Origin of the sequence: Variovorax multivorans (assembly GCF_051216835.1) — a bacterium.
In the GTDB taxonomy this organism is placed as follows: domain Bacteria; phylum Pseudomonadota; class Gammaproteobacteria; order Burkholderiales; family Burkholderiaceae_C; genus Variovorax.
This window is the reverse complement of the sequence record NZ_JBPJZL010000004.1, coordinates 440,354-465,063: the sequence shown is the minus strand read 5'-3', so window position 1 is coordinate 465,063 and position 24,710 is coordinate 440,354. Positions and strand designations below refer to the sequence as shown.

The window sequence follows — 24,710 nt, the reverse complement described above, 5'->3', positions numbered from 1 at the left end:
AAGCGATCTCATCCAATGGCCTCGACGAAGTCCAGGGAAACGCCTTCCGCATATCCGAAGAAGTATTGAAAGGCAGGCTTCGCGACCTTGCGAAAGGGCGCTGTTGGCCGGTCCCAGATCACCGACTCACCGCCCACCAGTGCGACGCGCAGACGGTTGACCAAGGGGACGACAAGGCCTACTCCATCGGCCACGCAATCCTCGCGAACCATCAACAGCATGCCGCCCACTCCGATCATGTCGCCGGCGAGCAGTGTTGACCCGGCAGGTGTGCCAATCAAGATTGAGTCCGCTCCAATGGAGGCGGCGCCGGCAACCGGGCTGCCGCGCATCGTGCCCAGCGGCTGCTTGCGCACCCAGTGATACAACGCCACGGTGTTGGTCTGGCCGCGCAGGGCGTTGAGAAATGCCTCGTTCCTGGCTGCGTTCTCTTGTGTGCCACGTGGCAGCGTGAGCGAAATCGTCCAGCGATCGTTCAACAGATCGACCACCTGTTCGCTGCCGCCGAACGGTGACGCAAACGCGCGTTGTATCGTCTCCAGCCTCATTGAGAATGACTCAGGCCGAAAGCTGCTCGGAAGCGCAAGAAGCGTCATGCGTCGCCCCCGTAGCTGCGGCTGCGCCCGTATCGTGCCGCCGTCTGCCGTTGCACGGTCTGCATGGCTTCAACGACCATGCTCTTTGTCGCCACATCGCCGACCGTGAGGTTGTAGATGGTGGTCTCGCCGCCAGCACTACCGTTGAGCGCGTGGTTCGGGATGATGGTGCCAGGCACACTCGGCACGAACATCTCGGGGCCGTTCTCGCCGACCAGGCTAGCCTTGCCAACCGGTGGAACACCGCCCTCCGCGAACTTCAAGCCGCTGAACCATCCACCGACACTGCTGAAGAGCTTGCTCCAGTCCATACCGCCCCCCGTGATCGCGAGTCCAGAGCTTCCGGAAAGACCGATCTGATTGAGGTAGCCGGCGTCCCCGCTGAGTGCCGATCCACCTCCCGGCCCGTTCAGAGCACTGAGCAGCCCTTTCGCAAGGGGCCCGGTGATGGTCTGCTGAACCGAGATGCGGGCGAGATCCGCAATGACGGAGTTCGCCAGGCTGCTGACACTCAGCTTGCCGGTGGTCACGAACTGCACCAGCGCATCCTCGGCCCCCTTAAATCCATCCGTGAATGCGCGCTCGGTCGTGGCGGCCACGTTGCGAATTGCGTCTGTGTAGTTGGCAAGCGCCGTCGTGGCGCCGTTCTGCCAATCCGTCTCTTTGGACTTCAGCGCATCGAAGTAGCTGGACTGCGCAGCCAGTGCGTCGTCGAGCGCCTTCTTGATGCGCACGACTTCTTCCTGATATGCCGGAGAACCTAGTTGACCAGTCTTTCCGGCCTCCTTGTTCGCGCTGGTCAGATAGCGCTGGAACTCTGCCCGAATCGAGCGCTGCGCCTCGACTTCCTGCCGGGCCCGATCGCCAAGGCCGAATGCAGCAAGACTGCGGTCACTCTGTTCATTCCGAGAATCCTGGCCACCCGCGATCGACACATTGATCGCGTCCATTTGCTGGCGGAACTGCTTAGCGTCCTCAGCCGATTTCTTGGTGATTTCGGCAATCTTCTTTTCGAACTCCAGCTGATTGGACAGTGCGACGTTCTTCTTGAGCTGCTCGTCGATCGCATCCTTGTTCGCGAGCAGGCTCTGCTGCTCCGCCGTGAGGATCTTCTTGCCCTTGAGATCAGCGATCAGCTGCTGGAACTCGACCTGCTTCTTCTGCGTATCGGTGATCTTGAGCTCGCCGTCGAGTTGGTCCTTCAGCGCCGCTTCCGTCTGCCGCAGGGTCTCCAGCATCTTGGTGGCCGCGTCGTCCTGGAAGGCCTTCTCCTTCGGCCCCTTGCTGCCGGCGAACTCCTTCCGAATCGCCGCCTCACCCGCCTTGATGGCATCGGGCGTCAGCAGTTCGCTGTTCGGGTTGACCTTGCGGATGGCCTCAAGCCCGTCGCGGTACTTCTTCAGCTCGCGCGTGACCGCATCGACGCCCTTGGCCTTGTCCTGCCATTTGTTGACATCGTCGGTCGCGGCGGCGCCTGCTTGTTCCGCCTTGGCGCGCTCAGACGCCATCTTCGCGAACCCGTTCTCGAAGCCGATAGCGGCCTGCATCACAGCCTGCTGCGTATTGAGGCGCTTCAGCAGCGGTTCGTAGAACGACGCAGTGACGCTGTTGCCGCTGGACGCTTTCTGCGCCTCAGTGATCTTGCGCTGCACTTCCGCGAGCTGCACCTGCATCGTGGCGCTGCGCCCGACGCCGAGGATCGCGTCCCAGCCCTGGCTGGCGGCGAGCGTCACGGCTTTCCACGCGCGCTCGATGCTGCCGAGGTTCTCGGTCACCTGACCGGTACGTTGCTTCATCGCAGACGCATAGCTCGACTGAGCCAGAGCCGCCGCCTCTTCCTTGCGCCCCTGATCCTCCAGCGTCTTGATTCGCTCATAGGTCGATTGGGTCAGGTAGTGCATCGACTCGTTCAGCTTGGCCGACGCCTTGGTGGGCTCATCGCCGAGCTTGATGTACTGATCGACCGCGTCCTTGACCGAAGTCCCCAGAACGCGGTTCACCCCCACTACGGCCTCGGCTGCCTGCTTCAGGGCATCGCCCGTCACGCGACCAGTACTTGCCAGTGCTGCAAGCGCCTCGGCCGCCTTGCCCTGCGTGCTGGTGGTGCCGGCCACCTCCTTGGCCATCTCCTGCAACTGCCCTGCAGTCTGCCCCGCGTAGTTGCCCGTGAGGATCAGCGCCCTGTTGTACGCAATTGCCTCCTGGCTGCCCTGGTAGTAGGCCAGCGCCAATGCACCGGCGGCGGCTGCAGCCACAGTGAACGGATTGATGAGCCCAAGCACATAGCCACCAAGAGCCTTGGCTGCGGGCCCGATGCCGCCGAACATGTCCTTCAACTGGCCACCCTGCTGTAGGAACACCGTCAGCGGCGCTTGACCGCCCTGCAGGCTGGTGACGATGTCGGTGAACTGCGCCGGCACGCCACGAAGCGCGGCGGCGGTTTGTGCGGCCGACACGCCTACCCTGCCGAGTGCCGGCGCCGTCGCGTTCAACGCCTCCTGTGCGGCCTTCTGCTTGGCCAGCGCCTGATCGAGTTGCGCCAGATATGGCTTCAGCACCTCGGTGCTGACACCCCGCTGGTTGGCCAGCGCAGCGTAGAACTCCGAGCCCGACTTCTTGCCAGCCTCAGCCGCGGCGGTCGCTCGCTGGATGGAGTTGATCAGGTTCCTGGTGTTGGTGTCGACCTTGGCCGCGGCCTGCTGGCTTCCTTCGCCGATGGCAGCAACGCCCTCGGCCGCCTTCTTGCCTTCCTTGGCAGCGGTCACGCCCAGATCGGCGAGCGAGCGCTTGGCTTGGCCAACACCGGCCTCAACGCCTGACGCGTCGGCCGTGAACACCATCTGTGCGGTTAGATCGGCCATCGGTATCCCAGAAAAAGAGAAGCCACCCGAAGGTGGCTATTGAGAGTTCTGCTCGCGCATGTAGTGAAGTGCTCCGCGCTCCATGACGCGGATGTCTTCGAAGAGAGCCGACCAGTCCGCCCGAGGCACACCGGCCAGCCGGAAGACCGTCGGCAGCGCCCCATAGTCCAGCCCAGTTGCGCCGGTAAAGCCGGTGCGCCACTGAGTGGTCAGCTTGTAGAAAACCGACAGGGCTGCCTGGTGCTCGGGCCAACATTCCACCGAAAAGCTGGCCTCCTCTACCGTCAGCCCGAGCTCGGCCGCTTCATACGGCGTTGCGTCGGGCGTATAGATGGCCCTGGCCAGCTCGATCAGTTTTTTTCTTTGGCCTTGATGAGCTCGCTGATGTACTTGTCGCGGATCGCCATGGGCGCCGTGATGTAGTTCTGCGCGAGCAGCTTCACGTTCTCCAGGTTAAACGGATCGACCAGTTCCCAGCCAGTGGCCACGGCCATCACCTGGTCTTCGATCGACATCTCGGCCATCTGCTTGATGAACTCGTCCATTTCATCGCGGGTGCGATGCTTGAACGTGATTTCGACCTTCTCGGCCTCGAGGCCAGGCCGGCAGATCTCGACCATCGCCTTGAAGGTCGGGTTGGGGTTGAGGCTGATTCGTGCCATATCAGCTCGCGTAGCGGATGAAGCGGCCTTGGCTGCGGAAGGTCGCAGTCACGGTCATGATCTGGTTGGCATCCAGCTTCGGCTCGGGGTCGAAACCGACATTGACGTTGTAGTAGATCGAACCACCGCTCGGCAGTTGGGCGCGCAGGATGCGGTTCTTGCCGTCCTGGTCGGCGGCCAGCAGCACGGCGTTCCAGGCCTGCGCGGCGTCGTCGGCGAGCGTGAGCGTCAGCACCTTGGCCTTCCTGAAGGTGTTCTTGCTGCGCTCGATGCCGTCTTCCAGGTAGACCCACTCGACCGACTGCTGTTCGCCGCCGGACGATGCGTTCTGCATCACCTGCGAGATCTGTTGCCAGGTCAGCACCTTGCGCACTGAGCCAAGGCCACTGCCCGCAGGGAAGCGCGTCAGATCAGTGGAGTCGTGGCCTTCGAGGTTGAAGGTATTTGCGGTCGAACCGGCGACGCGTGCGGGACGGTCATTCAGCAGCGGCCAGCCCGAGGTCACCTCCAGGATGTCGCCGTTGGTCAGGCCGTGGGCAGTTGCTGTCGCCTGCGGGGGCGCGGCATTGCTCAAGATGGTGAACGGAATCGCAGCGGCGTAGCTGGCGGCGAGCGAGAAGATCGTGCCGTTAGGGAGTGATGCAGAAATGATAGTTCCTTTCCGACCGTTGTACGGTCGACTGCTTTCGCCCTTGGAGGGGCATAAAAAACCGCCATGACGGCGGCTTGCTGCTGAGGCCCCAAGGGGCAGGACACAAGGAAGAACCACCGAGTACAGCGAGACTTCGTTGTCTTGTTAGCTGCTTAGATCGTGCAGCCTTCGTGATATTTGCGCTTCGCCACCAAATACGCTTGGTGAGCTTCCTCTGGCGTGACGAATAGACCGAGGTGAATGCCCCTGCGCTTGACCTGAATGCGGGCGCGCCACTTGCGGGTTTGCGCGTGATAGAAAACGCCCAAGAGCCCACAGCGATTGGAGGACATCGGGCCACGGATGTTCTGCCTGTTCACCTCGTTTGAGACATCTCGCAAATTGGCAATTCGATTGTTTCCTCTATTGGAATCACGATGATCAATGTCTTGTTTTGGCCACTCACCGTGCACATACAGCCACGCCAGCCTGTGGGCAAGAAATCGCCGTGAATCGATGGATACACGGTAGTAGCCCTTTTGATTGCCGCTCTTGATGAGGAAGTCCGCTCGATCACCAGCATGATGTCTTTGTGCAGTCCGCACCTTGCGAACGAACATGCCAGTTTCCGGGTCGTAGTCCAGGAGCTCACGCAGACGCGCTGCCGTCAAGATTGATCCGTTCATCTACCTTTGCCTCCATTAACGATCACTCCAGATGCTGAAGTCCTGGCGCGAGCCGCGCAGCTTTGTCTCGGAGTCGTAGTCGGCGATCTGGCCGCCGACGACCTCGACCTGGAATGCGGTTGCGAGCAGCATCGCGTTCTCGATCTGCAGGCCGATTGCTGCAGCTTCCTTGCGCGTCGCGGCCCACACTGCAGCCTGAAAACGGCCGTTCCTCTTCGAAGGCAAGGCGCGCTCGACGAATGAGATCGGTGTGCCGCCGACCTGCTGGTACACGATGTAGGGCGTCGCGGCGTCTTCCGGCGCGACATCGGGATATGCACGGCCGTCAACCAGGGCGGCGAGCACGTTGTGAAGATCTGCCTCGACCGTCATATCGCCTTCTTCACTTCCTGGACTAGATAGGCCCGAGCCACTTCCATCGCGAAGTCACGACGCGCCGCGTAGGCCGGGCGCAGAAACGGGTGTGCCGGAGCCCGGCTCGTACCGAACTCGACCATGAAGCCATAAGGCACCTTCTGGTGATTCCACGCGATGTGATACGTCGCCCTCGCCTTTCCGCTGTTGTCCTTCGAATAGACCTGGTAGATCGCGTTGCGCAGGCTGCCGGGCTCGAAGTAGTAGCGGACTCCCGTTGACTTGCTGTTCTTGCCGTAGAAGTAATGCGGCTCCGCGGACTGCGGCACCCTCAGTCGGGCTTCAAGGTAGAGTTCTTCGGCCCCTGCTTGGGCAGCGGGGCGAATCGATTCCTCTGTGGCTCGCTGGATGCCGTCCAGCCATGCATCGGCGCCCGACGTGTCGAAGCCGATGTGAAAAGCACTGCCGTCCGGGTTGCCTCGACCGTTAGCCATTGTTGGCACCCGTCTCGCAGACCAGGTCGATGTACTGGCGGCTTTGCTTGTTCGGCAGGACGGCCTTGATGTCGTAGATCCGGCCTTCGTCATCGACAACACGCATGCTCGCGAGCACGTCCGTGCGTCGGCGAATGCGAATGCTGGCCTTGACGATGCTCACGGGCGAATCTGCGCGCGCCGATTCGAGCCCCGACAGAAAGCGTATGTCTGCCCACACTGAATCAAGTACAGGCCATCCAGGAATCGGCTGACCGAGTTCGTCCTGCACGGTGCCAGCCTGCTGGATGGTGATCCAGTCCTTGAGCGTGCCGGCTCTCACGGCATCATCATCCGGCGGTAGGGGCGAAGCAGCGCGCGAGCGCCGTGCGGGAGTTCAACCGCGGTCGCGGCGATCACCACGTCTTCCCGGCTTTCGAACAGATGCCCCAGGATCAGCAGCACCGCCGAGATGATGCTCGGATTGACGACGATGCCATTGAGCGCCCGCGCCGTGCCTGCCCGGGCAGCACGAAGTAGCGACTCCGCGATGTCCACGGCGTCGCGGCGATCGCTGGCGTTCTCGATCAGCGCCGCCGCAGCGATGGCCTCTTCGTAGGCAACGCGTGCGGCGGTCAACGCTGCAGGCAGTGCCTCGATTGCGGTGTTCATCGCATCGGCATCGGCGTAGATGACTCGGTTCAGATACTGCGAGGCATGGTCTTCCGCGCCCGCCATGTACGGCCCGATCTGCTCCTGTGGGTACGTCGCGCCCACGCGCAGGTGCGCACGAGCCTGATCGAGCGTGATGACGGGCATGGTCAGCCCTTGCCCTTCGCCTTGGGCTGCTTGTCGTCGCCCTGCTCCAAGGCGTCGAGCTCACGCGCACCAGCTTCGAGTTCGGGCGGGCATTCGTCGCCCGCCTGGTACTCGACCGGGTAAATCTCCCCGTCGGGGACACCCTTGAACGGCTTGCTTAGCTTCATGGTGTCCCCCTGCTTACGCCGAGATCTTCAGCGCGCGCATCGGCTCGGGGTTGTGAACGCCGCCACCAACGCGCTTGGTCGTGTAGAACAGCACGTAGGGCTTCGCAGTGAACGGGTCGCGCAGGACGCGCACGCCGACACGGTCGTACACCGTATAGGTGCGCTTGAAGTCACCGAACAGGGCCGGCACCGAATTGGCGGCGATGTCGGGCATGTCCGGCACCTCGGTAATCGGGAAGCCGGCCAGGGTGGCAGGCTGGCCTGCCACATAGGACGGCTGCCAGAGGTAGTTGCCCTGACCGTCTTTCAGCTTGCGGATCGTGCCCTGTGACTTGCGGTTCATCGCAAATCCAGCGTTCGCGGTGAATGCCGAAGGCAGGTCATAGATGAGATCGACGATCCCGTCCGAGGTGATCGCAGCCGCGGCGCCGCTGTTCACGGTCTTGATCGCGCCGAAGGGATGCTTCGCTGCGTTGGCGCCGCCGGTGACGTAGGTGAGGATGCCGAACGGCTTGTTCGTGCCGTCGCCGGAGAAGAATGCGGCGCCCTCCTGCTTGGAGAACTCAGTCTCCACTTCGCCCGCGAGCCAGGCTTCGAGATTAATGGCCGAGTCGTCCAGGATCTGCTGGGTGGCTGCCGGGTTCGCATAGATCTCGCCCCAGCCGAAGCCGAGCGAAGCGAAGGTGCCGGTAGCAGTCTGCGGACGCGCTGCGGTCTCGCCAACCCAGCCCGATGCGGTGCCGCCCAGGTTGAACAGCTTGGTCAGGCCAGCCCCCGACACCGGCTGCACCGTGGCCAGCTGACGCATCGAAGAAACGAGCACGAGCTTGTCGGTGATGGTGCGATCCCACTCCACCGGGGCGAGGTAGCCGCCTTCGCCGTCCGCGCCCTTGTTGAGCGCCGCCTGGACATCGCCCTTCTTGAAGTGCGCGCGGAACGCACCGGTGTATTCGGCATCCGCCACGGCCTTGCCGCCGGTGCCCGCACCCATCTGGGCCGCAGCCAACTTCACGTTGGTGTCGTCAACCTCCCTCTGCAAGCGGGCGATGTCCGCGTTGATGTTCTCGACTTTCAGGGCCTGCAGCGCATCGGCGTTGCCCTTCTTGATGTCTTCGAGCTGCTTGGTGTGCTCCTCCTTGAAGGTGGCGAAGGCCCTGTTGAGTGCTTCGACCGTGGCCTTGATGTCGCTTGGAGGGCCACCGTCTGCGCGAACGGCAATGAGGCCGCGCGGGACGGGATTCGCGGAAGCCTTGGCAGCGACTGCATCGACGGCGGACGCATAGGCAGCGCTGGCAGCCAGGACGGAGAGCGCGGCAACAGCCGCGAGAGAGATGAGAGTGCGTTTCATGGTTGGACCTTGAGGGAGTTGGTGAGAGAAAGCAGCAAAGCTGCGGTTTCGCCAGCGCCCGGCATGGCGGCTTCAGCGGCAGCGCCCGGCGTGCCAGTGAAAAGGGACTTGAAGGCATCACGGCGAGCAGTTCGGGAATGCCCCGCACGCGCCATCGATGCTTCGATCAGCGCGAGGGCTTTCTTGCCGCCCTGCGCCTTGGTGTCTTGGGTGATGTCGGACCGCTCGATCAGCCCGGTGGCGAAGCCATCCTCGACCGCTTGTGCCGCGCCGATCCAGGTTTCCTTGTCCATCAAAGTGGCGGTCTCGGCCTTCGACAGGCCGGTGCGCGAGGCGTAAACCTGTGCCATCGCGTCGTCGAACGGTGCCAGCCGCGCGGCTGCGTCGGCCATGTCGTGGCGGTTGCCGATGGCGACGGCCCATGCGTTGTGAACCATCAGGAACGCGCCGTCCCCCATCAGGATCTCGTCGCCAGCCATCGCAATGACGGACGCCGCCGAAGCAGCAAGCCCCATAACCCGCACAGTGACCTTGGCCTTGTGCTCGCGCAGCATGTTGTAGATGGCGACGCCTTCGAAGAAGTCGCCGCCGGGCGAATTGACGTTGACGGTCACGTCCCGGGCGCCAATGCTGCGCAAGGCGGCACTCATCCGCTTGGCCGTGAAGCCTTGGCCGTCCCACGATTCGCCGATGGCGTCGTAGATGGAAATAGAAGCCTCGCCTTCCACCGCGGCGCGCACCTCCGGCTGCCAGCGCTCAAGCGCATCGGGGCGAACGTCGAACTGTGCGACGCCCAGGCGGTGATCGGCCCGGATCTCAGGCAGGTTCAGGAGGCTCATCGTTGTTCCTTGATGCCGGCTTGCCCGGCTGGGTCATCGGGTTGCGCAGTGCGTCGGTTTGTGGGTCGGCAGATTTCGGAAGGTCGGACAGTTCACGCACTTCGTTCTGCGACATCCAGGGCGCTTGACCGCCAGCGCCGAGCGCCTTGGAGAAGAAGGCAGCCTGGTCGGCGAGCGTGCCGCGCAGCAATGCGCCCTCGTTGAACTTGTATTGCAGGCGACCGAGTTGCTCATCTGGAAGAAGGCAGCGCGCGGCTGCCTGCTCCCAAGACACGAACCAATGCGAGAGCCCGTACTGGATGAAGAAGATCGCCAGCTGCTGGATGCCACTGCCCCAGCTCGTGTCATCCATCATCAGAAGCGGCCTGGGCACGCCGTACATGCGCGCGGCTTCCTCGATCTGGTGGTTTCGGTTCTCGATCTGCTGCGACTCGGACGCCGTGCTGGCGAACTTGTTTGCCTTCGCGTTCTCCTCCAGCAGCATCCAGCGGCCGGCGTTCTCCGCGCCCGTGTAGTCGGTGTCGAGCGACGACTTCATCCGGTTGTAGGCGTTCTCGGAAAGCTCCTTGGGCACCTCGATGGCACCGCCCGCCATGACACCGGTCTTGAACGTCCGCGATGCTGCACGCTCCGCCTGTTCGGCCAATTCCAGGGCATCACGGCCCAGCTTGACGCGCGAGATGCCGTTGATGCCGTCGAGAGAGAGATCGCGCAGGTGGAACACCTCTTTCGCTGGCAGGCTGATCTGATTGCCGTCCGGCGTCGTGTAGTCGTACTGCATCTGCCAAGCGCCATTCAGACGCGGCTTGGTCGAACCACGGTCCATCGGGATCAAGCGGATCGGCCGGCTGCCTGACCAGATCACGCGCGCAAAGGACTGCCCGTCGAGCAGGGCCCGAAGTTGCAAGAGGCTCTTGAACTCGATGGGCGTCTGCCAGTCGTTCGGCTTGTACTTCAGCAGCCGGTGTGCCGGGTTGTCGCTTTGCACCTGCTTCTTGTCGTCGCTGCTTTGCAGATTCACCGGCAGCATGCCGATCGATTCGGAGATCAGCGTCACGCAACGCAGCACCGCCATGTTCCGAAGGCTGCGGTCACGGGCCGTATCCACGCCGGCCGTGGTTCCGCCGCGGATGTACTCCAACAGCGCCGGATCGTCGAGGCCGCTGAACTGATGCCCCTGCGAGGCCTCCGCGCGCGGACGCGACTGCACCTCCGACGCATTCGAGCGCCGGAAGAAGTCGAGAATCTTCATTCAGTCGGTCCTTACAGGAAGCGGATGCCCCGGGTTTCGTAGACGGAGTTGCCTCGCGCCTCGGGGTTGAGCGACAGAAGCGTCACTGCGTTGAATGTGGCCATCAACGGGTCGATCTTTGCGGTGCCGGAGGCCTGCTTCGTGATCACGATGGCGTTGCCCCTCAGCTCGACCTTCGCGTTGCCGACCGACCAGGCCATCAGGGGCTGACCGCCATGGATCAGCGCGCCCTCGGCGAGTTTTCGTTCGGTCGTCTTGATCGCGCCGGTCATCTTCCAGCCCTGGCTGATGCCGATCACCTTCTCTTCCGGCACCTCGGCCTCGACAAGAGCATCCAGAATGCCGCCCAACCCTGCCGGGTCGCAACCGATCTTGTCCAGCAGACCCGATGCCTCGCACTGGGCGGCGACATCAGCCACTCCCGCCACGTCTTCACCGATTGCGCTCACCAGGATGAGGTCGCCATCCTTGGCGAAGTCCTGCAGGCGTGGAGCAATCTCCTTCCGCCGCTCGAGGACCGAGGGATGAGCCCACGCACGAGTCCACAAGAGCCAGCGCTTGCGCAGTACGGTCTTCGCCGGAACAACGGCTTTCGTGTCCTCGTCGAAGTGCTCCGGGATGAGGAACTCTTCAGCCTTCCTGCGCCGTCCAGCGACCGCAGCGCCCAGCAAGTCGTCCAGGCCGCCGCCGTCGATTCCCATGTCCACCACTTCGCATTCTTCGAGCAGTTGCTCGAGCGTCAGCCCGGGAACCTCGGCACGCGGCACCCAGAAGTCGGCACCTGCCCACCGGTCTGAGCGCAGGTTCATGCCGATCTCGACATTCAGGTGCTTGGCCAGGAACTCCTTGAAGTCCTTCTCGCCGCCCTCCAGCGCCTGGCTGTGCAGTTGCGTGATGCGCGCGATGTCCACCGACGCGCCCCAGTTCGGGTTCGTCGCGTAGGCATTCGCCAGATCCTTGTGCGCTCCCGCATCCAGCATGGACTGCGGGAACTCGTAGATCACCGGCAGGAAGCGCGGATCCTTGATAAGCCCGTCGCGCACCTTGCGCGCGTAGCTCAGTTTGTCCTTGAACACACCGGCCGGTGGCTCGGCCGACTGTGTGGTGGCGTAGATCACGAACCCATCGGGCCGCGATGTCAGGCCACCCGTGGCCTCCAGCAGCATGTTCGAGGCCTTGGCTTGCTTGCCGAACTCGTGCAGCTCGTCAACGAAGACGAACGAGGCCTTCTTGCCCGAAACCGTGTCGCTGTCTGCGGCCACGACCTTCAGAGTCGCCGCGTTGTCGCGGTGGGTGATGGTGCGGAAGTAGTCCTGCACCTTCAGCATGGCTGCCAGGTCGTCGTCCGCCTTGATCATGTCGCGGATCGGCTTGTAGCTGTTGTCCGCGATCTCCTTCGTCGGCGACAGGATCAGCAGTTCCGCCGAAGGCCGCCAGTTCAGCACCAGGGCGGTCAGCATGATTCCCGCCGCGGCTGTCGATTTCATGTTCTTCTTGCTGACCATGAAGAAGAACTCATTGATCAGTCGGCGCCCTTGGTCGGCGTCATAGGATCCAAAGATCGCGCGTACCCAATCCTTCACCCAAGGCAGGCAGGCTTCGCGCATGGTCGGCTGACCAGCCACATCCACCAGGACCAGGCCGCCAAAAACATCCCACGCCTCATCCGCCTGCGCCTTGAAGAGCGGCGGCGAGGTGATAAGGCTCTCGCGCGCCACGATCCTGCGTTCCCAATCGACGCAGGCGGTGGACCACTCCACGAGTTACTTGCTCGCGACCAGGCGCGGGCCCTGCCGCACTGCGTACTTGCCGCCAGCGGGGCGCTCAGGCACCGCCGGCTTGGGCGCTTCAGTCTTCTTGGCGTGCTGGACACCCAGCAGTGCGATTGCGGCCTTCAACTGAGCCGGGCTTGGGTCCAAAAACCCCTGCATGGCCAACGTCAGGAACTCTTTCGAGTCTTCGGTGGCTGCCGGATCTGCGGTTTTCGGCTTGCGGCCGGCGCCCGGACGGGCACCACCGCTGCGTCCTTTGACACCTGCCATTTGATTTCCTTTTGATTCCGGGGCGTGTTTTGCGCGTGAGGAACCGAGTGGTTTCCTGCACATCGGGTCGGCAGGCTTTCGATGCCCCCTCCCCCTCCTCGACACCCCTGCGCCGCGTCAGGCGGCCCGTGGCTGCACGATCTCGACCTCAGTAGCCTCTTGCCCTTGCTCTCGCCTGCGCGTCCGTCTTGGCCTTGTGGCACGGGACATCGCACAGAGGCTGCAGGTTGCTGTCGTCGTTGGTGCCGCCGTCGGCCAGCTCCACGATGTGGTCGATGTGGTCCCGGCTCGGCACCCAGGTCGCCCCGCACTTCGCGCAGCGGTAACCGTGGGCCAGCGCCACGCGCTCCCGGGTTGCCATCCATGCTCGGCCGCGCTGACGCTCTACCGTGCCCGCCTTGACCTGCAGCACCGGAGTGCGATCCAGGCTGGCCGTTCCTAGTCTGGGCTTGAGGGTTGCGAGAGCCATGTGTTCCACGCGAAACGAGCCCGGCACAAAAGCCGAGCCCCAGAGCAAGAAAGCCCGCACGAGGCGGGCAAGAATCGATCACTCGGATGGGACTTGGTGATGCTCGGAGTCGAACCGGGCCTGCCGGCGCGAGCGGCAGGAGTTCACTCGCCGATGGAATCGGCTAGCCCAGTACGGGGCTAGGGCTCGATCAAAGGCTTACCGCAGCTCAGGTGAGGGGCTTAAGTGTCTCCGCATGGAAGGAGAACCCCGATGGAGTCGAGGCATCAACCGTAGCAAACCAAATGCAATGCACCGTGCCGTTGTTGTTTAGGTTTGAGACCGTCATCACTGGACCGCCACTTTTCAGTTCAACTCGATCGCCAACTTTGAAATTCATACATGTCTCCTCGCACGCCAAATCGGCGCGAAGAGATTGTGAGGCTTCAACGAGAAAGCGCCTCGAACGGCCCCCTCAGAAACTGAGAATCGCAAGCGATGGGGTTCGCCGGGCCAGACGCGCAGAAAAGGACAAGCAGCGCGGCATACTCCTGCCGAGGAGAACGTATGGGAAAACTATTTACCTGGCTGGGCAGCTTGGGCACGCTCGCCTATTCCTCAGTGCTCGCCTATCTGATTTACCGTCGGTGGGATGCGCTCACCAAACTTCCGTTGAACGAGTTGGGCGACTTCCTAGCGGGAGCGTTTGGGCCTCTGGCCATCCTATGGCTTGTCCTTGGCTACTTCCAGCAAGGAATTGAGCTCCGCATCAACAGTGATGCACTAAAGCTTCAGGCGAAAGAACTCGCGAACTCGGTAGAGCAGCAAAGGGAGCTCGTGGCTGTCGCGCAACGCCAGCATGAGACAGACCTCCAAGCTCTTCTATCTCAGCAGGAGCGACATCGGCAAGAACGCGAGGAACTTCACCGCACCATGCAGCCGAACATCGCGATCAGTGTCCGGCGAGTCGCTGCAAGTCTAAGAAGCACAAGGTTCATCGTAACCGCGACCAACGCGGGAGCAACCTGTACACAAGTGCAGATGGAACTTGCGACTGCGGACGGCGAGCGCGACCGCCGCTCACTTGACGTCATGAGTCAAGGAAAGTCTATCGAATCGGAGTTCACCGTCGCTGCCGCGACTGAGGTACGGCCACTCTTGCTCACGCTCGAATACGTGTCGCTACATGGCGAGAAACAGAAGCTAGTTCGGACGATCGAAATCGTCTTCCCAACTGACGGAATAATGACGGCTCAGATTGTCAAGCCCATCAGCCTTGAAGATGTGTAATTTGGCACAAGGGACAAAATCTCAGATTGGCCAAAACGGGATGGGGATATTGAAGAGGCAGCTCCGCCATCAACGGCTGAGCTGCTCTTATTGTTCCCGGCTCACCCGGGATTTGTACAGGCCACGCCATTTTAAAGCGGAAACGGCAGTCGTGTAAATTGTTTTTACTTTGCCGCCTCGGCTGCAGCGATCTTCAGGTCCAGATACCCCGCAATCTGCTTCATCGCCTCCGGCCCGGCCATCGCCTGGTGCTTCTCCATGTGAGCAACGAGCCAGTCGGCGATCTCCGCGTGCTCCTTGAACAGCTTGGCCAACGAAGTGCGCCCGGTGCCCTTGCAGGGCTTGCACTTCACACCCAGCGTCGTACTGCCTGGGATGACCGTTGCCCCATGGCCGCCGCAGCTGTCGCATGTCGGGTTGCGATGCCATGCGACGCAGCCTTGCGCCAGGTCATAGGCCTGAACTCGGTTGAGCTTCACCTTCATCGCCCTCGCCTGCCGCCAGGCGTCGTCGGCCAGGATCTCGACCAGCTCACGCGCCGCGGTGCTGTCACCCAGGAACAGCCGCTGCAGCGCCACGGCCAAGGGAAACTCACGGGCAGCGAGCCCCATCGCTCCCAGCACGTCTGAGTCTGAGCGAGTCGTGCGCTCGTTGATCTCCAGGTTCGTCGAACGAACTGCGCCGGCGTAGCGCTCGATCACGTTCATGCGCGACCTTTCACGGTGTCTTCGATCCGGGCGACGAGGATGCGGCGGCTGCCATCCACCGAAGGGCGTCCGGTGGCGTCAGCGAGCCGGCGGAGCAGCCGATCCAGCTGGGCGTCAGTGACCTTGCCGTCCTGCTTCAGCAACAGCGCAAAGCTGGCAATCACCTCGGCCGTCGCGGTGCGGTGCGTGTTCATCGCGTCGTGGAAGAAGTCCGACGCCTTCAGGTACTGCTCGAATTCCTTCATGCTCATTGGGGAACCTCCTGGTCTTGGGTTAGATATTCCGATTGGTCATCCGCGCGTCCGGGCGTAGGGCCCGGTGCTTTCGACGTAGTTGCCCGTGAGCCGCAGGTACTGCAGCTTCACTAACCCCACGCGGCCGACCGACTTCTTCCGAATCTTCTGAACGTGGATCTCCACGAAGTCGGTCTGAGTGGTCTGGTCCCTCCACACCGTGACGCAGTTGTCCGCCTTGTTGCGCCAGTGCGCGGAGCCCGCCACGTCGTAGGGCGTGGGCACCGGATAGCCGCCGTCCTGCTTCTTCTCCAACTTGGTCGGGTGCGCAACGATCCAGAGGTGGACGCCATGCGAGCGCGCGAACGCGCGGAACTTCGACAGGCTCTGGCTGATGTATTCCGTCTCGCTCATGCCGCTCGGCCGGGTGTGGTCGATCTCGTTCCATGGATCGAGCAGCACACCTTGCACCCCATGCCGCTTGACGATGGAGCGCAGGCGCTCGATCAGAGCGTCGACGGTTGGCAGTTCCGGAAGGATGAAAACGAAGTGCTGGTCCAGGAAGTCGATCGCATCGTCTTTGTCCTTAGGCGTCATGCGTTCGGTGGGACCGTCCGCGAACGGCTTGTCCATGTACTTCTCGGCCAACTTCGACAGGTGGTACTCCGTCGGTTGGTTCTCCGGCGAGAACACAGCAAACCGCCAGCCGTGCTGGTGTGCGAGTTGCACCATGAGCGCATCCAGCCACTCGGATTTGCCGTGCCCAGGAATGCCTGTCACCAGCGTCCACTCGCCTGGCATGACCGTGTAGCACTCGTCCACGCTGTACCAGCCCGTGCGCAGTCCCTTGGGCATGCCGAAGCGATACAGGCGGTCCATGCTCTCCCTGAACTCGCGCACGGTGTGCTCGCCTTCGACTGGAACCCATGTCGCCGCGTCGATGCACTCGCGTAGCGTGATGGCACCGTAGATCGCCAGCACGTCGTTCGCGTCCTTGCAACCCTCTGGCCAGCGCACCACCATGCATGAGTCACGGCCAAGGCGGCGCAGCAGCTCGTCCTCGAGACGCACGCCCGGCTCGTCGTTATCCACCGCGATGATGTGGACCTTCGCGCGCTCGAGCTCCGGCGCGTCGAGAAAGTCGAATTTGCTGGAGTAGTTCTTGGTGTTCGGCGTCGGCGCACCGTCAGGCACGCTGACGCAGGATGCGAAGCCGGCCACCTCCACCGAGAGCTTGTCCATCTCACCCTCAACCCAGATCAGCTTTTCGCCGATGTCGTTCAGGCCGTACAGCACTCGCTCGGCGCCCGCCTCCATGCGGAACAACTTGTCCTTGGTCCGGTACTTGACGTTGATGACCTCCTCGCCGCGGTAGTACGGGAACATCACCGCGCCACGCCGCTCTTCGACCTGGGGGATATAGGCCGTCCCGGACCCGACGCGATTGCGCCGCAGCACCTCCTGCGTGATGCCGCGCCCTGCGAACCACGTCAGCGCTTCATCCGACAGCTCGGTGTTGTTCGCGATGTACGCGGGCCGGCGCCAGGTCTTGACGATGACCGGCCGTTGCTGCTCGCCGCTGCCCAAGCCGCCCGACCAGCCGCAGTGGTGGCACGTCCAAACGCCCTTGTCGATGTTCACCGACAGGCAGCGCGCGCGCTTGTTGCGCCGGGCTTCGGAGCACTGCGGGCAGGTGGTGTCCTCTTCGCCCGAGGTATGGCGCACCTCGATGCCGAAGTCGAGAAAGGTCTTCTGCGTCACAGCACCACCGCCTGACTCCCGCCGCCCGCTTGCGCGAACTTCGTGCTGCCGTCCTTCGGCAGGTAGAGGCCTTGCCAGCGGTTTTCGATCACGGCCTCGATCACACGCACCGGGTCGTGTCCTTCGTCGCGGAATTTCGCCAGCTTGCCGAGATGCAGTCGAGGGCCGTCTTCCGTGATGGGCTTTTTGATCTCCTGGCGGTAGCGGACCCACATGTCCCAGGTTTCCGCCGGCATCCAGTCGGGCAGCTCGACGGTCATCGGATCGAACGACGAAGTTTTCTCGCGCGCTCTCTTTGTCTTATCTGATGTCTTATTGATGGATATTGATGTATCGGGTCCCGCTGCGGGACGGGGTGGTATCAGAGCGGGACGGGTAGGTGTGCCGCTGCGGGACGGGTGGGTGTCTCGCTGCGGGACGGGTATCGCTGCGGGACGGGACCCGCTCTGGGACTGGTTGGTCACGAAATCGTCGGGTTCACCAGTCCCGATACGGGACAGGTCAGGCTCACCAGAATTCGCTTCGACCAGTTCCGCTGCGGGACGGGTAGGCGTACCGCGGAGAGACGGGTTGTCCTCCTCCAGATCTCCATCGACCGGTTCCGCATCGGGACGGGTATGCGTGTCGCTGCGGGACGGGTCAGACACCAACGCAACCACGTTTCCGATCACGATCGTGCACCGGCTGGTGCGCCCCTCGGCCCGCGCCATGGCGATCAGTTGCTGCGATTCCAATGCATTGACAGCCCGGATAACCGTGGATCGGCCCAGGCAGGTCCACTCGCTCACCCACGCAACCGACGGCCATGCAACGCCGTCATCGTCTGCGCGGTCTGCCAGTGCCATCAGCACGGCCTTCTGCGCTGGCGATACCTGCAGCGGCCTGCATAGGTTGGTGATGACGTTGCTCAAAATGGCAATACCTCACCATGCAGGTGCAGTGGCGGCGGAAACCAAGCCGCTGTCAACCTGTCGACCGAGATCGCAATCTCTGGGATCGGGACCACCCAGAGCGTCCCGGGCTCGTACAGTTCGACGTACCAGCCCCGAGCATTCACCCACGCCTCGAAGCCTTGGTGGATGTAGCCGTCGTATTCGTCGGTTTCAAGCGCGATGTAAGGGCCGATCTCCAGCCCGTCGGGCATCAAAGCCTCACCCGACACGACCGCACCGATGTGATCGGGATGGCGTGACCACTGGCGCAGCGAAGTTGCGTCCACACCAGGAAATGTGGCGTTCAGATCAGAGATCACTTGGGCCTCATCGGCCTCGTTCTTTCGGTTGAGGCTCATTGGCGCCAAGCTCCCATTTCGTGATCGGTCGCCCAGCGGGCGTTGCTGAAGTTGCCGCGGTGTACCCGCAGCCAGTAGAGGAAGTGGGCGAACCACAAGATCGCGCGGCGCATCAGTCCTCCCACTCCAGGCTGCGGACCGACTGCAGCGACGACATGTGCTGACGCGCGAGGGTCAGGACGGCATCGATGTATGTAGGGTCGAAGCACCGGGCATCACTCGACACGACGCGGAGTCCCGCATGGGCCAGCACCAGCGCGAGCTTTTCAAGGTGATCGGACAGCAGCCGCGAAAGCGTGCTCTCGGGCATGCCGATGGCCGTGGCAATGGCCGTCTGCTTCGTCTCCCGTTGGGTGGCCTTGAGCACCGTCGAGACGATCTTCTGGGCCAATTCCGCGGGGCTGTGTGTGCTCTCGCTCATGCAGCACCTTCCGGAGTGTTGCAGCGCGGCGCCAGGTCGTTCCAGAACATGCCGATCGCTGCATGCGGTCTTGCTGGTTCTTGCAGGGGCACGCTCCGAGACTTCGTTCCCATGACCTCACACATCGCCCCAAGACGAGCTCCGGCACACGATCCGGACCTGATCCACCAAAGCACGCGAACCAGCATCGCGACTAATGCGGATCCGAGCGGCCTGATGCCGGCGCGCATCACCTTGCGCACGTCGAGGCTCGATGTGCGATGGATCGACGGCGACGTCGTTTTGCGGTTCAGTGCAACCGTCGTCGACGTGACGCCGCGCAGCAGCTCATGGCCAGCGCGGAGGCCGCGATGAATGGGTGCCCGCCCACTTCCAAAGGAAAATCCGAGTTCCACAACACGGCCTTCGAAAGGGGCGAACATGAAACAGTTGCTCAAGATCGAGCTCAACGAGAACGACGACGGAACGAAGGGATTCACGCTCGTCACCTCAGAGGATTGCAAGGTTGCAGAAGCGCTTCAGCTAGTGATGCAACAACTTTGGCTGATGCATGCAGCCAACGAGCCAGATGCCGTGCCGATGAACCCGTCAGTTGGCGCGCCCATGCTGGCGATCGACGACCCGCGGTGGTATACGGAACTCGACTTATCTGGGAAAACGACTCTCGCGATTCGACATCCTGGGATTGGGTGGCTTGCGTTTGGGCTTCCGCAAGAGTCGGCCCAACTCCTCCGCCAGCGCCTAGAGGCGATCCAAGAAGCATCACAAACCCCGGGCCCAACTCACTAGGCACGATCCACGTATACGTTTTCCCTGGCTCGATCAGAAATGCGCCGCTGCGCAGCGTCAGGCTCTCGCCTAGCAAGAGTTCGATGGTGCGGGACATCTACGCCCCTTCAGCAGCGGGCGTCGCTTCGGGCATCGGCGCGACATTTGCCACGTCGATGACAGGCCGTCCATCAGGGTGCGGCCAACTCGGATCAGGAACGCGCAGCCACGGAATGTCTGGACGCATCCGCTCCACTGTGATCTCGCCGGCTCGGTGCCGCTCGATCGCCGGACAGTGCTTTTCAGGGATCTGCTTCCATCCGTGGACGGTCGGAGCACGAAGGCCGCAAATCCGAGCAACTTCTGTCGGGCCGCCGAGTTCTTTGACAGTAATCATCCGTCAATCTTAGACATACCTAATAAAATTAGCAAGGACAGCCTAAGAATCCATTGATAGGATTGCCTTATGAGCACACTAAAAGAGCGGTTTGCACTTCTCGCCAGAGCAAACCCGGCAATCACCCAAGCAGACCTCGCACGCGCTACCGGTGCAAAGCCGCCTTCGGTCAACGCCTGGTTCTCGGGCAACACCAAGTCGATGCGCGCAAGTACCGCGGCCCTCGCGGCGAAGCTGTACGGCGCAGATCCGCATTGGCTTGCAACAGGCGAAGGCCGGCCCTGGGCGAACTACAGTACTACAACACTGCCATCGCTTGGCGCGACGTCGGAGGAGCATCATTCCAAGCTGCGCCTTGGACTCCTGGCCGTCGACGAAGCGATACGCCAAGCGTCAACGCAGTCCCGCGAGGAGTTGCAACACCTCTTCAAACTCTATCTGACCGACCCGACTAGGTATGCGCGCCTGCTGGAAGAGATCGAAAGCGTGCTGAGGCAAGGAGGGCCTCAGAAATAGTTAGGTGAGCCTATTGACTTGATAAGTAGGCATGCCTAACATACGCTTCATCAGCCCATCCCGGGCTTTATGGAGCGATAAATGCAAGCCACACTTACACGGTCACAGTCTCTCCCCAGCAAGGCACCGCAGCCCACAGGCGCCAAGCCCCTCCCCTCTACAGCCGACAAGGGCCCAACCCCTATCGAGAACGAGGCCGCCTCTCGCAATCACCTGATCCCGGAATATCGAACACCGTTCGACCCCAAGGAAAGTGCAGCCCTCCAGGCGATCGCACGCATGCGCGCGGTCGCAGTCGCCTGGTGGTCGAAGTTCGAGGTCCTGCGCGAAAACAACGACTGGGGCGTCGACGGAAAGGGGACGCTGCCGCAGTGGGCCCAGGATCTCATCGGCACATACCAGCAGCAGCACGCGGCACACGAGGAGTTGGTCAAGTGGACAGACATGGCGAACCGTGCCACGCGCCTGAGCGAAGGAAAGCATGTTGGGGTGTTCGAGGTCTGGACGAAGCGCGGCCATCGACTCGACGGTCAGCATCCGTTCTGGGCCGAAGCCGAAAGCGCCCGCGAACGGTTGAGCGCTCGCTTTCCCGACGCTTTCGTAACCCGCGTACATCCCAGGAGTCCGGTGTTTTCAGGCAACAACGCTGACCTGCTGGATACGCTGATCGGGCGCGTGTTCTGGTGTGGCGTGGCCTTCGGTAGCGGCGACGGCACGCCGGATCACCACAGCGTGCAGGACAGCACCGGTCGCACTGTTACGGCCACAGCGGCCGAGCTCATCGCGCACCCGGTGTTCCAACAGATGACCGCTGACGGTCAACAACAGATTGCCATGCACGAGGAGCATGCACAACGTCGCCGCGAACGCCATGCCGCGGCAAAGGACGAATGATGGAAACGGCGCTCGCAACCGCTGGGCGCCGGCTCGCGCCGGACAGCCCACTGACACCCGTCAGTGACAGCTTCACCCAGGCCGAAGGCCAACTACGCGGAGTTCACCTGCTGCAGCATCACTGCTGCAGCTACGGCGACAAGATCACGGCCACCGACGTGATCGAGGTCGACTTCGATCAGCGCGTGATTCACGAAGGCCTCTACATCATCGCCCACCCGAACACAGCAATGGACTGCGGCTGGTTCGGCGCTCGCATGTTCCAACGCCTGCCCCAATCGGGCCTGCACATCTTCGAGGGCGATCAGTGGATCAAGATCCACGAAGGCCACCGCGACATGCAGGTGATCGGCCGCATCCTCAATGTCTACCGGAGGACGCGATGAACGCAATTGCCGAACGCATTCAGCGAGCCCCAGCACGGCGAAACCAGATCACGAAGCCGAGTCGTTTGATCGCCGTCGAAACGCGACCTGGCAGTCCGATCGATGTGCGACACGCGGACGACGTTGAACCCGACTTCCGCCAGTTGCATGGGCGCCACCTCATTCGTAGTGAGTGGGGCCAGAACCACCCGACCTATCCCCGCATCGTCGTCGGAGACGTTCTCGATGTTGATTTCGATTGCAAGCGGATCGACTGCGAGGGCTTATTCCTAGTGACAGGTGCCATGAAGGCCGGCCCCATCGATCCGCGCACCGGCAAGGTCTACAGATGGTTCGGCGCGCGGCATTTCTGCTGGCACGGAATGCTGCAGATGAACCCCAACGACTTCCCGACCGAGGCGGCCAGAGCCGAATACGTCAAGGTCACGCCCGAACTCGAGATCGAGGTGGTGGGCTACGTCTATCAGGTATATCGGGCCATAAAGGGCGGGGGCTATCAATGACATTCGCCTTGTGCAATCGAGCCGCCCGTGCGGCCAATCCCCAGGACCGCATCACGCGAAACGCGAACGGCGACTGGATGGTCGACGGCGAGATCTGCCGCTGCAGCTTAGGCGCCCACGAAGACATGGCGCGTGCGCGCCTCATGGCGAAGCAGTTCCAGGAAGCGGATGCCGCTGGCCGTGAGCGGCTATTGAAAGAGTGGTCGTGAGCGCAGTGGCGACCACGATCCCACTCGACGTGCTGATCAGCGCCCAGAGCACACTGGACCTGGTCAGCAGCTCGGCCGATGTGGCACCACTGCTGCGCATGAAGTGCGCTGAGCAGGTCGGCATGCTGCGGCACTACACGAAGGTCGCGCTCAGTGGCCTGACTGTAGCCATCGAGCAGAAGGCGGCCACCTCATGATCGCGCTCACCCTGCTCTACCGGGCTTTTGCCGCAGCACGCCGCGCCAGCGTCAGCGGCCTGCTGTTCGTTCTGTTCTTGCTCGGCCTGATTGCGCGCGCGTTCTGGAGGTGGGCATGAGCACCATTGGCAGTCGCATCAAGGAAGCGAGAGGCGCGCTCGGCTGGAGCCAGGTCCAGTTGGCGGACGAAGTCGGCGTAACCCAGAGCGCGATCGGCAACATCGAATCCGGCCTGCGCCAGCGTCCGCGGGAACTAGTGTCGCTCGCAAAAGCATTGCGCGTCTCACCAGAGTGGCTGGAGACGGGCAAAGGGCCCAGGACAGAGCGCGCCTCGCTCAAGCTCATGGGTGCCGATGCCGAGCCGTCAGTACGGGCGCTGGTGGAGTACCTGGCCGAGATCGCCGCTCAGCAGCGGCCGACTCTTCGAAAGAATTTGGCCAACCTGCTGGTCGATCTGGTCGAGCATCCTGAAGACACAGCGCTCATCGAGCAGACCATCGGGGACATTGAGCGGTTCTTCGGGGAGCAACGTCGGTAGTACCTCAAGCAAGCCCGCACAGGGGGCACGCAGCAGCGGCGGTACTCACGTTGTTGCGCGTCAGGCTTGAGGTATCATGCGCGCATATCATTAACGATATACAATGGCGACGATCTCATTTTGTGACGAGGCCGATGAAGAATTGTCTGCCCTATACGCTACGCACGCTGCTGCGGCAGCGTTGATTGACGTTCTCATTGACGAACTTTCCAACGACGAAAGTGCCCTCACTTCGCTGAGCAGCGACACGCCAAAGTGGCAAGCCTTCTATGAGCCGCCCTATGAGATCAAGCGCTTTCAGGCCTGCTGGGACGCTGGTAAGCGCATCTACCTTCTGAAGGTCTACGACAAGGACGGCCATCTTTGCCCCTTCAGAATTTTGATCGGGCACGACATCGACACCGATGATTACTTCGTACTTGCAACCCCACACCGGAGTGTTAGCTATGACACAACCGCACCTGACTTCTCTGAACTCATCGCCCGCTACAACGGGCTGCGTATTCCTTCCCTCTGGTAGGACAGGAAATTCGATCGCTGGTTTTGTCGTTTTCCCGGTAGTGATCTACACAGAGGATCACTGGATCAAAGATGTACCAAGGCGCGGTGTCAGGGCGGCTGACCGCATGGCGAGGTTGGAAGCAGACCCATTAAAGGCAGAGGCTCTGCGTGGAGCAAGAACGCGCCTAGGGGAATTGGTTGCAGGGGCGAATGAGGGGCAAGAGAGTTTGTCCAGCTTACGACTGCGAGCTGGCTTGTCACAAGCTCAACTCGCAAATTTGATGGGCACCAAGCAGAGCAATATTTCTCGCTGGGAGAAAAACATCTCTGATCTTCGAGGCCGCACCATAAAAAAGCTTGCTTCAGTTTTAGGAGTAAGCAATGAGCAAATACTTGCCTTAATCGATGTTGCCAGTGAGGAGCCAGACGGTGAAGACTGAACGCTTCGTTCTATGCGAATACTGCGATGACGTTCGGAATGAAGTCGACGGCAAGATGTCGCTCATCGGATGCTATCAAGGTGGTGGCCTACAGATCAACGCAGCAGCGCCAGCCGTTATCCCCCGGTTGTTCGTCCTTTGCCATGTGGGCACGCCAAAGCAAAAGCCTTTCGAATCCCTAGTCATCGCGGTTAAGCACGATGGTAGGGAAATCGCACGAGCCGAACTCCCGCGGGACGGCTTGGCAGAAGCGGCCGCGAGATTCGTGTCCGATGAAACCCGACGCGGGTACATGCTGATGGTAGCCCTATCGCTCCCACCGTTGACGGTCGAGAAAGATGGACAGATTGACGTATTCATAATCACTGAAGAAGGCGAGCTTCAAGGCAATAGGCTTGACGTGAGAATTGTGGCGCCTAGCTAATCGCTGTATGAGGCGCTCGCCACTCATGTAGCCGGTCCGCGACACACTACAGAGCC

Annotated in this window: 39 protein-coding genes; 13 read left to right on the top strand and 26 right to left on the bottom strand. The window is 62.0% G+C overall.

Annotated elements, in window-relative coordinates:
• Positions 1 to 8: 8 nt before the first annotated feature.
• The 18 genes from ACSFCA_RS12565 to ACSFCA_RS12480 all read right to left on the bottom strand — a co-directional run bounded on the left by ACSFCA_RS12565 (position 9) and on the right by ACSFCA_RS12480 (position 13,578).
• Positions 9 to 548, bottom strand: coding sequence for a hypothetical protein (locus ACSFCA_RS12565; RefSeq protein WP_435459750.1), 540 nt, complete (start codon positions 546 to 548; stop codon positions 9 to 11).
• 44 nt (positions 549 to 592) lie between these two features.
• A complete protein-coding gene (locus ACSFCA_RS12560; RefSeq protein ID WP_435459749.1) occupies positions 593 to 3,457 on the bottom strand; it encodes a phage tail tape measure protein in 2,865 nt (954 codons plus the stop codon).
• A gap of 36 nt (positions 3,458 to 3,493) precedes the next feature.
• Positions 3,494 to 3,718, bottom strand: a complete 225-nt coding sequence (locus tag ACSFCA_RS12555; protein WP_435459748.1) for a DUF1799 domain-containing protein — start codon at positions 3,716 to 3,718, stop codon at positions 3,494 to 3,496.
• An 89-nt stretch (positions 3,719 to 3,807) separates the two neighbouring features.
• Positions 3,808 to 4,119 carry a phage tail assembly chaperone gene (locus tag ACSFCA_RS12550; RefSeq protein ID WP_426391964.1) on the bottom strand — a complete coding sequence of 104 codons (312 nt, stop codon included), beginning with the start codon at positions 4,117 to 4,119 and terminating at the stop codon, positions 3,808 to 3,810.
• A 1-nt stretch (position 4,120) separates the two neighbouring features.
• A complete protein-coding gene (locus ACSFCA_RS12545; protein ID WP_435459747.1) occupies positions 4,121 to 4,693 on the bottom strand; it encodes a phage tail protein in 573 nt (190 codons plus the stop codon).
• Positions 4,694 to 4,923: 230 nt separating this feature from the next.
• Positions 4,924 to 5,436 carry an HNH endonuclease gene (locus ACSFCA_RS12540; protein WP_435459746.1) on the bottom strand — a complete coding sequence of 171 codons (513 nt, stop codon included), beginning with the start codon at positions 5,434 to 5,436 and terminating at the stop codon, positions 4,924 to 4,926.
• 15 nt (positions 5,437 to 5,451) lie between these two features.
• Entirely contained in the window at positions 5,452 to 5,808 is a 357-nt protein-coding gene (locus ACSFCA_RS12535; protein WP_435459745.1) for a DUF3168 domain-containing protein, read from the bottom strand.
• On the bottom strand, positions 5,805 to 6,284 hold the full coding sequence (locus tag ACSFCA_RS12530) for an HK97-gp10 family putative phage morphogenesis protein (RefSeq protein WP_258349646.1): 480 nt from the start codon (positions 6,282 to 6,284) through the stop codon (positions 5,805 to 5,807). The genes ACSFCA_RS12535 and ACSFCA_RS12530 overlap by 4 nt, the downstream gene beginning before the upstream one ends.
• Entirely contained in the window at positions 6,277 to 6,606 is a 330-nt protein-coding gene (locus ACSFCA_RS12525; protein WP_258349647.1) for a phage head closure protein, read from the bottom strand. The genes ACSFCA_RS12530 and ACSFCA_RS12525 overlap by 8 nt, the downstream gene beginning before the upstream one ends.
• Positions 6,603 to 7,082 carry a head-tail connector protein gene (locus ACSFCA_RS12520; RefSeq protein ID WP_435459744.1) on the bottom strand — a complete coding sequence of 160 codons (480 nt, stop codon included), beginning with the start codon at positions 7,080 to 7,082 and terminating at the stop codon, positions 6,603 to 6,605. Before ACSFCA_RS12520 ends, ACSFCA_RS12525 begins: the two co-directional genes overlap by 4 nt.
• Before the next feature lie 2 nt (positions 7,083 to 7,084).
• Entirely contained in the window at positions 7,085 to 7,249 is a 165-nt protein-coding gene (locus tag ACSFCA_RS12515) for a hypothetical protein (protein WP_258349649.1), read from the bottom strand.
• Positions 7,250 to 7,262: 13 nt separating this feature from the next.
• Positions 7,263 to 8,597, bottom strand: a complete 1,335-nt coding sequence (locus ACSFCA_RS12510) for a phage major capsid protein (RefSeq protein WP_435459743.1) — start codon at positions 8,595 to 8,597, stop codon at positions 7,263 to 7,265.
• A complete protein-coding gene (locus tag ACSFCA_RS12505) occupies positions 8,594 to 9,436 on the bottom strand; it encodes a head maturation protease, ClpP-related (protein ID WP_435459742.1) in 843 nt (280 codons plus the stop codon). The genes ACSFCA_RS12510 and ACSFCA_RS12505 overlap by 4 nt, the downstream gene beginning before the upstream one ends.
• Positions 9,414 to 10,688, bottom strand: coding sequence for a phage portal protein (locus ACSFCA_RS12500; RefSeq protein ID WP_258349652.1), 1,275 nt, complete (start codon positions 10,686 to 10,688; stop codon positions 9,414 to 9,416). The genes ACSFCA_RS12505 and ACSFCA_RS12500 overlap by 23 nt, the downstream gene beginning before the upstream one ends.
• 11 nt (positions 10,689 to 10,699) lie before the next feature.
• Positions 10,700 to 12,448: a terminase large subunit gene (locus ACSFCA_RS12495; protein ID WP_435459741.1), complete on the bottom strand. Its 1,749-nt coding sequence runs from the start codon at positions 12,446 to 12,448 to the stop codon at positions 10,700 to 10,702.
• 3 nt (positions 12,449 to 12,451) lie between these two features.
• A complete protein-coding gene (locus tag ACSFCA_RS12490) occupies positions 12,452 to 12,730 on the bottom strand; it encodes a hypothetical protein (RefSeq protein ID WP_435459740.1) in 279 nt (92 codons plus the stop codon).
• 148 nt (positions 12,731 to 12,878) lie between these two features.
• On the bottom strand, positions 12,879 to 13,199 hold the full coding sequence (locus ACSFCA_RS12485; protein ID WP_435459739.1) for an HNH endonuclease: 321 nt from the start codon (positions 13,197 to 13,199) through the stop codon (positions 12,879 to 12,881).
• Positions 13,200 to 13,407: 208 nt separating this feature from the next.
• Positions 13,408 to 13,578, bottom strand: a complete 171-nt coding sequence (locus tag ACSFCA_RS12480; RefSeq protein ID WP_435459738.1) for a YodC family protein — start codon at positions 13,576 to 13,578, stop codon at positions 13,408 to 13,410.
• 167 nt (positions 13,579 to 13,745) lie between these two features.
• On the opposite strand from ACSFCA_RS12480, the gene ACSFCA_RS12475 reads away from it, so the two are divergent.
• A complete protein-coding gene (locus ACSFCA_RS12475; RefSeq protein ID WP_435459737.1) occupies positions 13,746 to 14,468 on the top strand; it encodes a hypothetical protein in 723 nt (240 codons plus the stop codon).
• Between the two features lie 164 nt (positions 14,469 to 14,632).
• Here ACSFCA_RS12475 and ACSFCA_RS12470 read toward each other — a convergent pair whose 3' ends face one another.
• From ACSFCA_RS12470 to ACSFCA_RS12440, 7 genes are all read right to left on the bottom strand, one after another.
• Entirely contained in the window at positions 14,633 to 15,175 is a 543-nt protein-coding gene (locus ACSFCA_RS12470; protein ID WP_435459736.1) for a hypothetical protein, read from the bottom strand.
• On the bottom strand, positions 15,172 to 15,426 hold the full coding sequence (locus ACSFCA_RS12465; RefSeq protein WP_435459735.1) for a hypothetical protein: 255 nt from the start codon (positions 15,424 to 15,426) through the stop codon (positions 15,172 to 15,174). Before ACSFCA_RS12465 ends, ACSFCA_RS12470 begins: the two co-directional genes overlap by 4 nt.
• Before the next feature lie 39 nt (positions 15,427 to 15,465).
• Positions 15,466 to 17,169 carry a DnaB-like helicase C-terminal domain-containing protein gene (locus ACSFCA_RS12460; protein ID WP_435459734.1) on the bottom strand — a complete coding sequence of 568 codons (1,704 nt, stop codon included), beginning with the start codon at positions 17,167 to 17,169 and terminating at the stop codon, positions 15,466 to 15,468.
• A complete protein-coding gene (locus ACSFCA_RS12455; RefSeq protein ID WP_435459733.1) occupies positions 17,166 to 18,080 on the bottom strand; it encodes a helix-turn-helix domain-containing protein in 915 nt (304 codons plus the stop codon). Before ACSFCA_RS12455 ends, ACSFCA_RS12460 begins: the two co-directional genes overlap by 4 nt.
• Entirely contained in the window at positions 18,077 to 18,460 is a 384-nt protein-coding gene (locus tag ACSFCA_RS12450; RefSeq protein ID WP_435459732.1) for a hypothetical protein, read from the bottom strand. Before ACSFCA_RS12450 ends, ACSFCA_RS12455 begins: the two co-directional genes overlap by 4 nt.
• Positions 18,461 to 18,572: 112 nt before the next feature.
• Positions 18,573 to 18,881, bottom strand: a complete 309-nt coding sequence (locus tag ACSFCA_RS12445) for a hypothetical protein (RefSeq protein ID WP_258349665.1) — start codon at positions 18,879 to 18,881, stop codon at positions 18,573 to 18,575.
• Positions 18,878 to 19,303: a hypothetical protein gene (locus ACSFCA_RS12440; protein ID WP_435459731.1), complete on the bottom strand. Its 426-nt coding sequence runs from the start codon at positions 19,301 to 19,303 to the stop codon at positions 18,878 to 18,880. Before ACSFCA_RS12440 ends, ACSFCA_RS12445 begins: the two co-directional genes overlap by 4 nt.
• Here ACSFCA_RS12440 and ACSFCA_RS12435 point away from each other — a divergent pair.
• A complete protein-coding gene (locus ACSFCA_RS12435) occupies positions 19,302 to 19,670 on the top strand; it encodes a hypothetical protein (protein ID WP_435459730.1) in 369 nt (122 codons plus the stop codon). The two genes, ACSFCA_RS12440 and ACSFCA_RS12435, sit on opposite strands and share 2 nt — an antisense overlap.
• A gap of 97 nt (positions 19,671 to 19,767) precedes the next feature.
• Here the strand turns inward: ACSFCA_RS12435 and ACSFCA_RS12430 are convergent, their stop codons facing one another.
• Positions 19,768 to 20,046 (bottom strand): YdaS family helix-turn-helix protein, encoded by a 279-nt coding sequence (locus ACSFCA_RS12430; RefSeq protein ID WP_435459729.1) that lies wholly within the window; start codon positions 20,044 to 20,046, stop codon positions 19,768 to 19,770.
• Positions 20,047 to 20,115: 69 nt separating this feature from the next.
• Between ACSFCA_RS12430 and ACSFCA_RS12425 the strand changes: the two genes are divergently transcribed.
• The 11 genes from ACSFCA_RS12425 (at position 20,116) to ACSFCA_RS12375 (ending at position 24,654) form a co-directional block, all read left to right on the top strand.
• A complete protein-coding gene (locus tag ACSFCA_RS12425; protein WP_435459728.1) occupies positions 20,116 to 20,562 on the top strand; it encodes a helix-turn-helix domain-containing protein in 447 nt (148 codons plus the stop codon).
• A gap of 81 nt (positions 20,563 to 20,643) precedes the next feature.
• A complete protein-coding gene (locus ACSFCA_RS12420) occupies positions 20,644 to 21,456 on the top strand; it encodes a hypothetical protein (RefSeq protein WP_435459727.1) in 813 nt (270 codons plus the stop codon).
• The gene (locus ACSFCA_RS12415; protein ID WP_435459726.1) at positions 21,456 to 21,842 is read left to right on the top strand and encodes a hypothetical protein; all 387 of its coding nucleotides are present in this window, start codon (positions 21,456 to 21,458) and stop codon (positions 21,840 to 21,842) included. The genes ACSFCA_RS12420 and ACSFCA_RS12415 overlap by 1 nt, the downstream gene beginning before the upstream one ends.
• Complete coding sequence (locus ACSFCA_RS12410) at positions 21,839 to 22,345, top strand: hypothetical protein (RefSeq protein ID WP_435459725.1); 507 nt, start codon at positions 21,839 to 21,841, stop codon at positions 22,343 to 22,345. The genes ACSFCA_RS12415 and ACSFCA_RS12410 overlap by 4 nt, the downstream gene beginning before the upstream one ends.
• Positions 22,342 to 22,554 (top strand): hypothetical protein, encoded by a 213-nt coding sequence (locus ACSFCA_RS12405; RefSeq protein ID WP_435459724.1) that lies wholly within the window; start codon positions 22,342 to 22,344, stop codon positions 22,552 to 22,554. The genes ACSFCA_RS12410 and ACSFCA_RS12405 overlap by 4 nt, the downstream gene beginning before the upstream one ends.
• Before the next feature lie 5 nt (positions 22,555 to 22,559).
• Complete coding sequence (locus ACSFCA_RS12400; protein ID WP_435459723.1) at positions 22,560 to 22,751, top strand: hypothetical protein; 192 nt, start codon at positions 22,560 to 22,562, stop codon at positions 22,749 to 22,751.
• Positions 22,748 to 22,870 (top strand): hypothetical protein, encoded by a 123-nt coding sequence (locus ACSFCA_RS12395; RefSeq protein WP_435459722.1) that lies wholly within the window; start codon positions 22,748 to 22,750, stop codon positions 22,868 to 22,870. The genes ACSFCA_RS12400 and ACSFCA_RS12395 overlap by 4 nt, the downstream gene beginning before the upstream one ends.
• Positions 22,867 to 23,289 carry a helix-turn-helix domain-containing protein gene (locus ACSFCA_RS12390; RefSeq protein ID WP_435459721.1) on the top strand — a complete coding sequence of 141 codons (423 nt, stop codon included), beginning with the start codon at positions 22,867 to 22,869 and terminating at the stop codon, positions 23,287 to 23,289. The genes ACSFCA_RS12395 and ACSFCA_RS12390 overlap by 4 nt, the downstream gene beginning before the upstream one ends.
• Before the next feature lie 103 nt (positions 23,290 to 23,392).
• The gene (locus tag ACSFCA_RS12385; protein ID WP_435459720.1) at positions 23,393 to 23,809 is read left to right on the top strand and encodes a hypothetical protein; all 417 of its coding nucleotides are present in this window, start codon (positions 23,393 to 23,395) and stop codon (positions 23,807 to 23,809) included.
• Positions 23,694 to 24,230 (top strand): helix-turn-helix domain-containing protein, encoded by a 537-nt coding sequence (locus tag ACSFCA_RS12380; protein WP_435459719.1) that lies wholly within the window; start codon positions 23,694 to 23,696, stop codon positions 24,228 to 24,230. Before ACSFCA_RS12385 ends, ACSFCA_RS12380 begins: the two co-directional genes overlap by 116 nt.
• The gene (locus ACSFCA_RS12375; protein ID WP_435459718.1) at positions 24,220 to 24,654 is read left to right on the top strand and encodes a hypothetical protein; all 435 of its coding nucleotides are present in this window, start codon (positions 24,220 to 24,222) and stop codon (positions 24,652 to 24,654) included. The genes ACSFCA_RS12380 and ACSFCA_RS12375 overlap by 11 nt, the downstream gene beginning before the upstream one ends.
• The last annotated feature ends 56 nt before the right edge of the window (positions 24,655 to 24,710 follow it).

What these genes read in the sequence shown, in the direction of transcription:
- ACSFCA_RS12450 (WP_435459732.1), bottom strand. Translation starts at nt 18,460, where the DNA reads ATGAGCCTCAACCGAAAGAACGAGGCCGATGAGGCCCAAGTGATCTCT.
- ACSFCA_RS12500 (WP_258349652.1), bottom strand. Translation starts at nt 10,688, where the DNA reads ATGAAGATTCTCGACTTCTTCCGGCGCTCGAATGCGTCGGAGGTGCAG.
- ACSFCA_RS12510 (WP_435459743.1), bottom strand. Translation starts at nt 8,597, where the DNA reads ATGAAACGCACTCTCATCTCTCTCGCGGCTGTTGCCGCGCTCTCCGTC.
- ACSFCA_RS12440 (WP_435459731.1), bottom strand. Translation starts at nt 19,303, where the DNA reads ATGTTCGCCCCTTTCGAAGGCCGTGTTGTGGAACTCGGATTTTCCTTT.
- ACSFCA_RS12445 (WP_258349665.1), bottom strand. Translation starts at nt 18,881, where the DNA reads ATGAGCGAGAGCACACACAGCCCCGCGGAATTGGCCCAGAAGATCGTC.
- ACSFCA_RS12480 (WP_435459738.1), bottom strand. Translation starts at nt 13,578, where the DNA reads ATGAATTTCAAAGTTGGCGATCGAGTTGAACTGAAAAGTGGCGGTCCA.
- ACSFCA_RS12475 (WP_435459737.1), top strand. Translation starts at nt 13,746, where the DNA reads ATGGGAAAACTATTTACCTGGCTGGGCAGCTTGGGCACGCTCGCCTAT.
- ACSFCA_RS12505 (WP_435459742.1), bottom strand. Translation starts at nt 9,436, where the DNA reads ATGAGCCTCCTGAACCTGCCTGAGATCCGGGCCGATCACCGCCTGGGC.
- ACSFCA_RS12550 (WP_426391964.1), bottom strand. Translation starts at nt 4,119, where the DNA reads ATGGCACGAATCAGCCTCAACCCCAACCCGACCTTCAAGGCGATGGTC.
- ACSFCA_RS12540 (WP_435459746.1), bottom strand. Translation starts at nt 5,436, where the DNA reads ATGAACGGATCAATCTTGACGGCAGCGCGTCTGCGTGAGCTCCTGGAC.
- ACSFCA_RS12390 (WP_435459721.1), top strand. Translation starts at nt 22,867, where the DNA reads ATGAGCACCATTGGCAGTCGCATCAAGGAAGCGAGAGGCGCGCTCGGC.
- ACSFCA_RS12420 (WP_435459727.1), top strand. Translation starts at nt 20,644, where the DNA reads ATGCAAGCCACACTTACACGGTCACAGTCTCTCCCCAGCAAGGCACCG.
- ACSFCA_RS12410 (WP_435459725.1), top strand. Translation starts at nt 21,839, where the DNA reads ATGAACGCAATTGCCGAACGCATTCAGCGAGCCCCAGCACGGCGAAAC.
- ACSFCA_RS12560 (WP_435459749.1), bottom strand. Translation starts at nt 3,457, where the DNA reads ATGGCCGATCTAACCGCACAGATGGTGTTCACGGCCGACGCGTCAGGC.
- ACSFCA_RS12405 (WP_435459724.1), top strand. Translation starts at nt 22,342, where the DNA reads ATGACATTCGCCTTGTGCAATCGAGCCGCCCGTGCGGCCAATCCCCAG.
- ACSFCA_RS12425 (WP_435459728.1), top strand. Translation starts at nt 20,116, where the DNA reads ATGAGCACACTAAAAGAGCGGTTTGCACTTCTCGCCAGAGCAAACCCG.
- ACSFCA_RS12535 (WP_435459745.1), bottom strand. Translation starts at nt 5,808, where the DNA reads ATGACGGTCGAGGCAGATCTTCACAACGTGCTCGCCGCCCTGGTTGAC.
- ACSFCA_RS12415 (WP_435459726.1), top strand. Translation starts at nt 21,456, where the DNA reads ATGGAAACGGCGCTCGCAACCGCTGGGCGCCGGCTCGCGCCGGACAGC.
- ACSFCA_RS12435 (WP_435459730.1), top strand. Translation starts at nt 19,302, where the DNA reads ATGAAACAGTTGCTCAAGATCGAGCTCAACGAGAACGACGACGGAACG.
- ACSFCA_RS12530 (WP_258349646.1), bottom strand. Translation starts at nt 6,284, where the DNA reads ATGGCTAACGGTCGAGGCAACCCGGACGGCAGTGCTTTTCACATCGGC.
- ACSFCA_RS12380 (WP_435459719.1), top strand. Translation starts at nt 23,694, where the DNA reads ATGATTACTTCGTACTTGCAACCCCACACCGGAGTGTTAGCTATGACA.
- ACSFCA_RS12520 (WP_435459744.1), bottom strand. Translation starts at nt 7,082, where the DNA reads ATGCCCGTCATCACGCTCGATCAGGCTCGTGCGCACCTGCGCGTGGGC.
- ACSFCA_RS12515 (WP_258349649.1), bottom strand. Translation starts at nt 7,249, where the DNA reads ATGAAGCTAAGCAAGCCGTTCAAGGGTGTCCCCGACGGGGAGATTTAC.
- ACSFCA_RS12470 (WP_435459736.1), bottom strand. Translation starts at nt 15,175, where the DNA reads ATGAACGTGATCGAGCGCTACGCCGGCGCAGTTCGTTCGACGAACCTG.
- ACSFCA_RS12395 (WP_435459722.1), top strand. Translation starts at nt 22,748, where the DNA reads ATGATCGCGCTCACCCTGCTCTACCGGGCTTTTGCCGCAGCACGCCGC.
- ACSFCA_RS12430 (WP_435459729.1), bottom strand. Translation starts at nt 20,046, where the DNA reads ATGATTACTGTCAAAGAACTCGGCGGCCCGACAGAAGTTGCTCGGATT.
- ACSFCA_RS12485 (WP_435459739.1), bottom strand. Translation starts at nt 13,199, where the DNA reads ATGGCTCTCGCAACCCTCAAGCCCAGACTAGGAACGGCCAGCCTGGAT.
- ACSFCA_RS12385 (WP_435459720.1), top strand. Translation starts at nt 23,393, where the DNA reads ATGGCGACGATCTCATTTTGTGACGAGGCCGATGAAGAATTGTCTGCC.
- ACSFCA_RS12465 (WP_435459735.1), bottom strand. Translation starts at nt 15,426, where the DNA reads ATGAGCATGAAGGAATTCGAGCAGTACCTGAAGGCGTCGGACTTCTTC.
- ACSFCA_RS12490 (WP_435459740.1), bottom strand. Translation starts at nt 12,730, where the DNA reads ATGGCAGGTGTCAAAGGACGCAGCGGTGGTGCCCGTCCGGGCGCCGGC.
- ACSFCA_RS12565 (WP_435459750.1), bottom strand. Translation starts at nt 548, where the DNA reads ATGAGGCTGGAGACGATACAACGCGCGTTTGCGTCACCGTTCGGCGGC.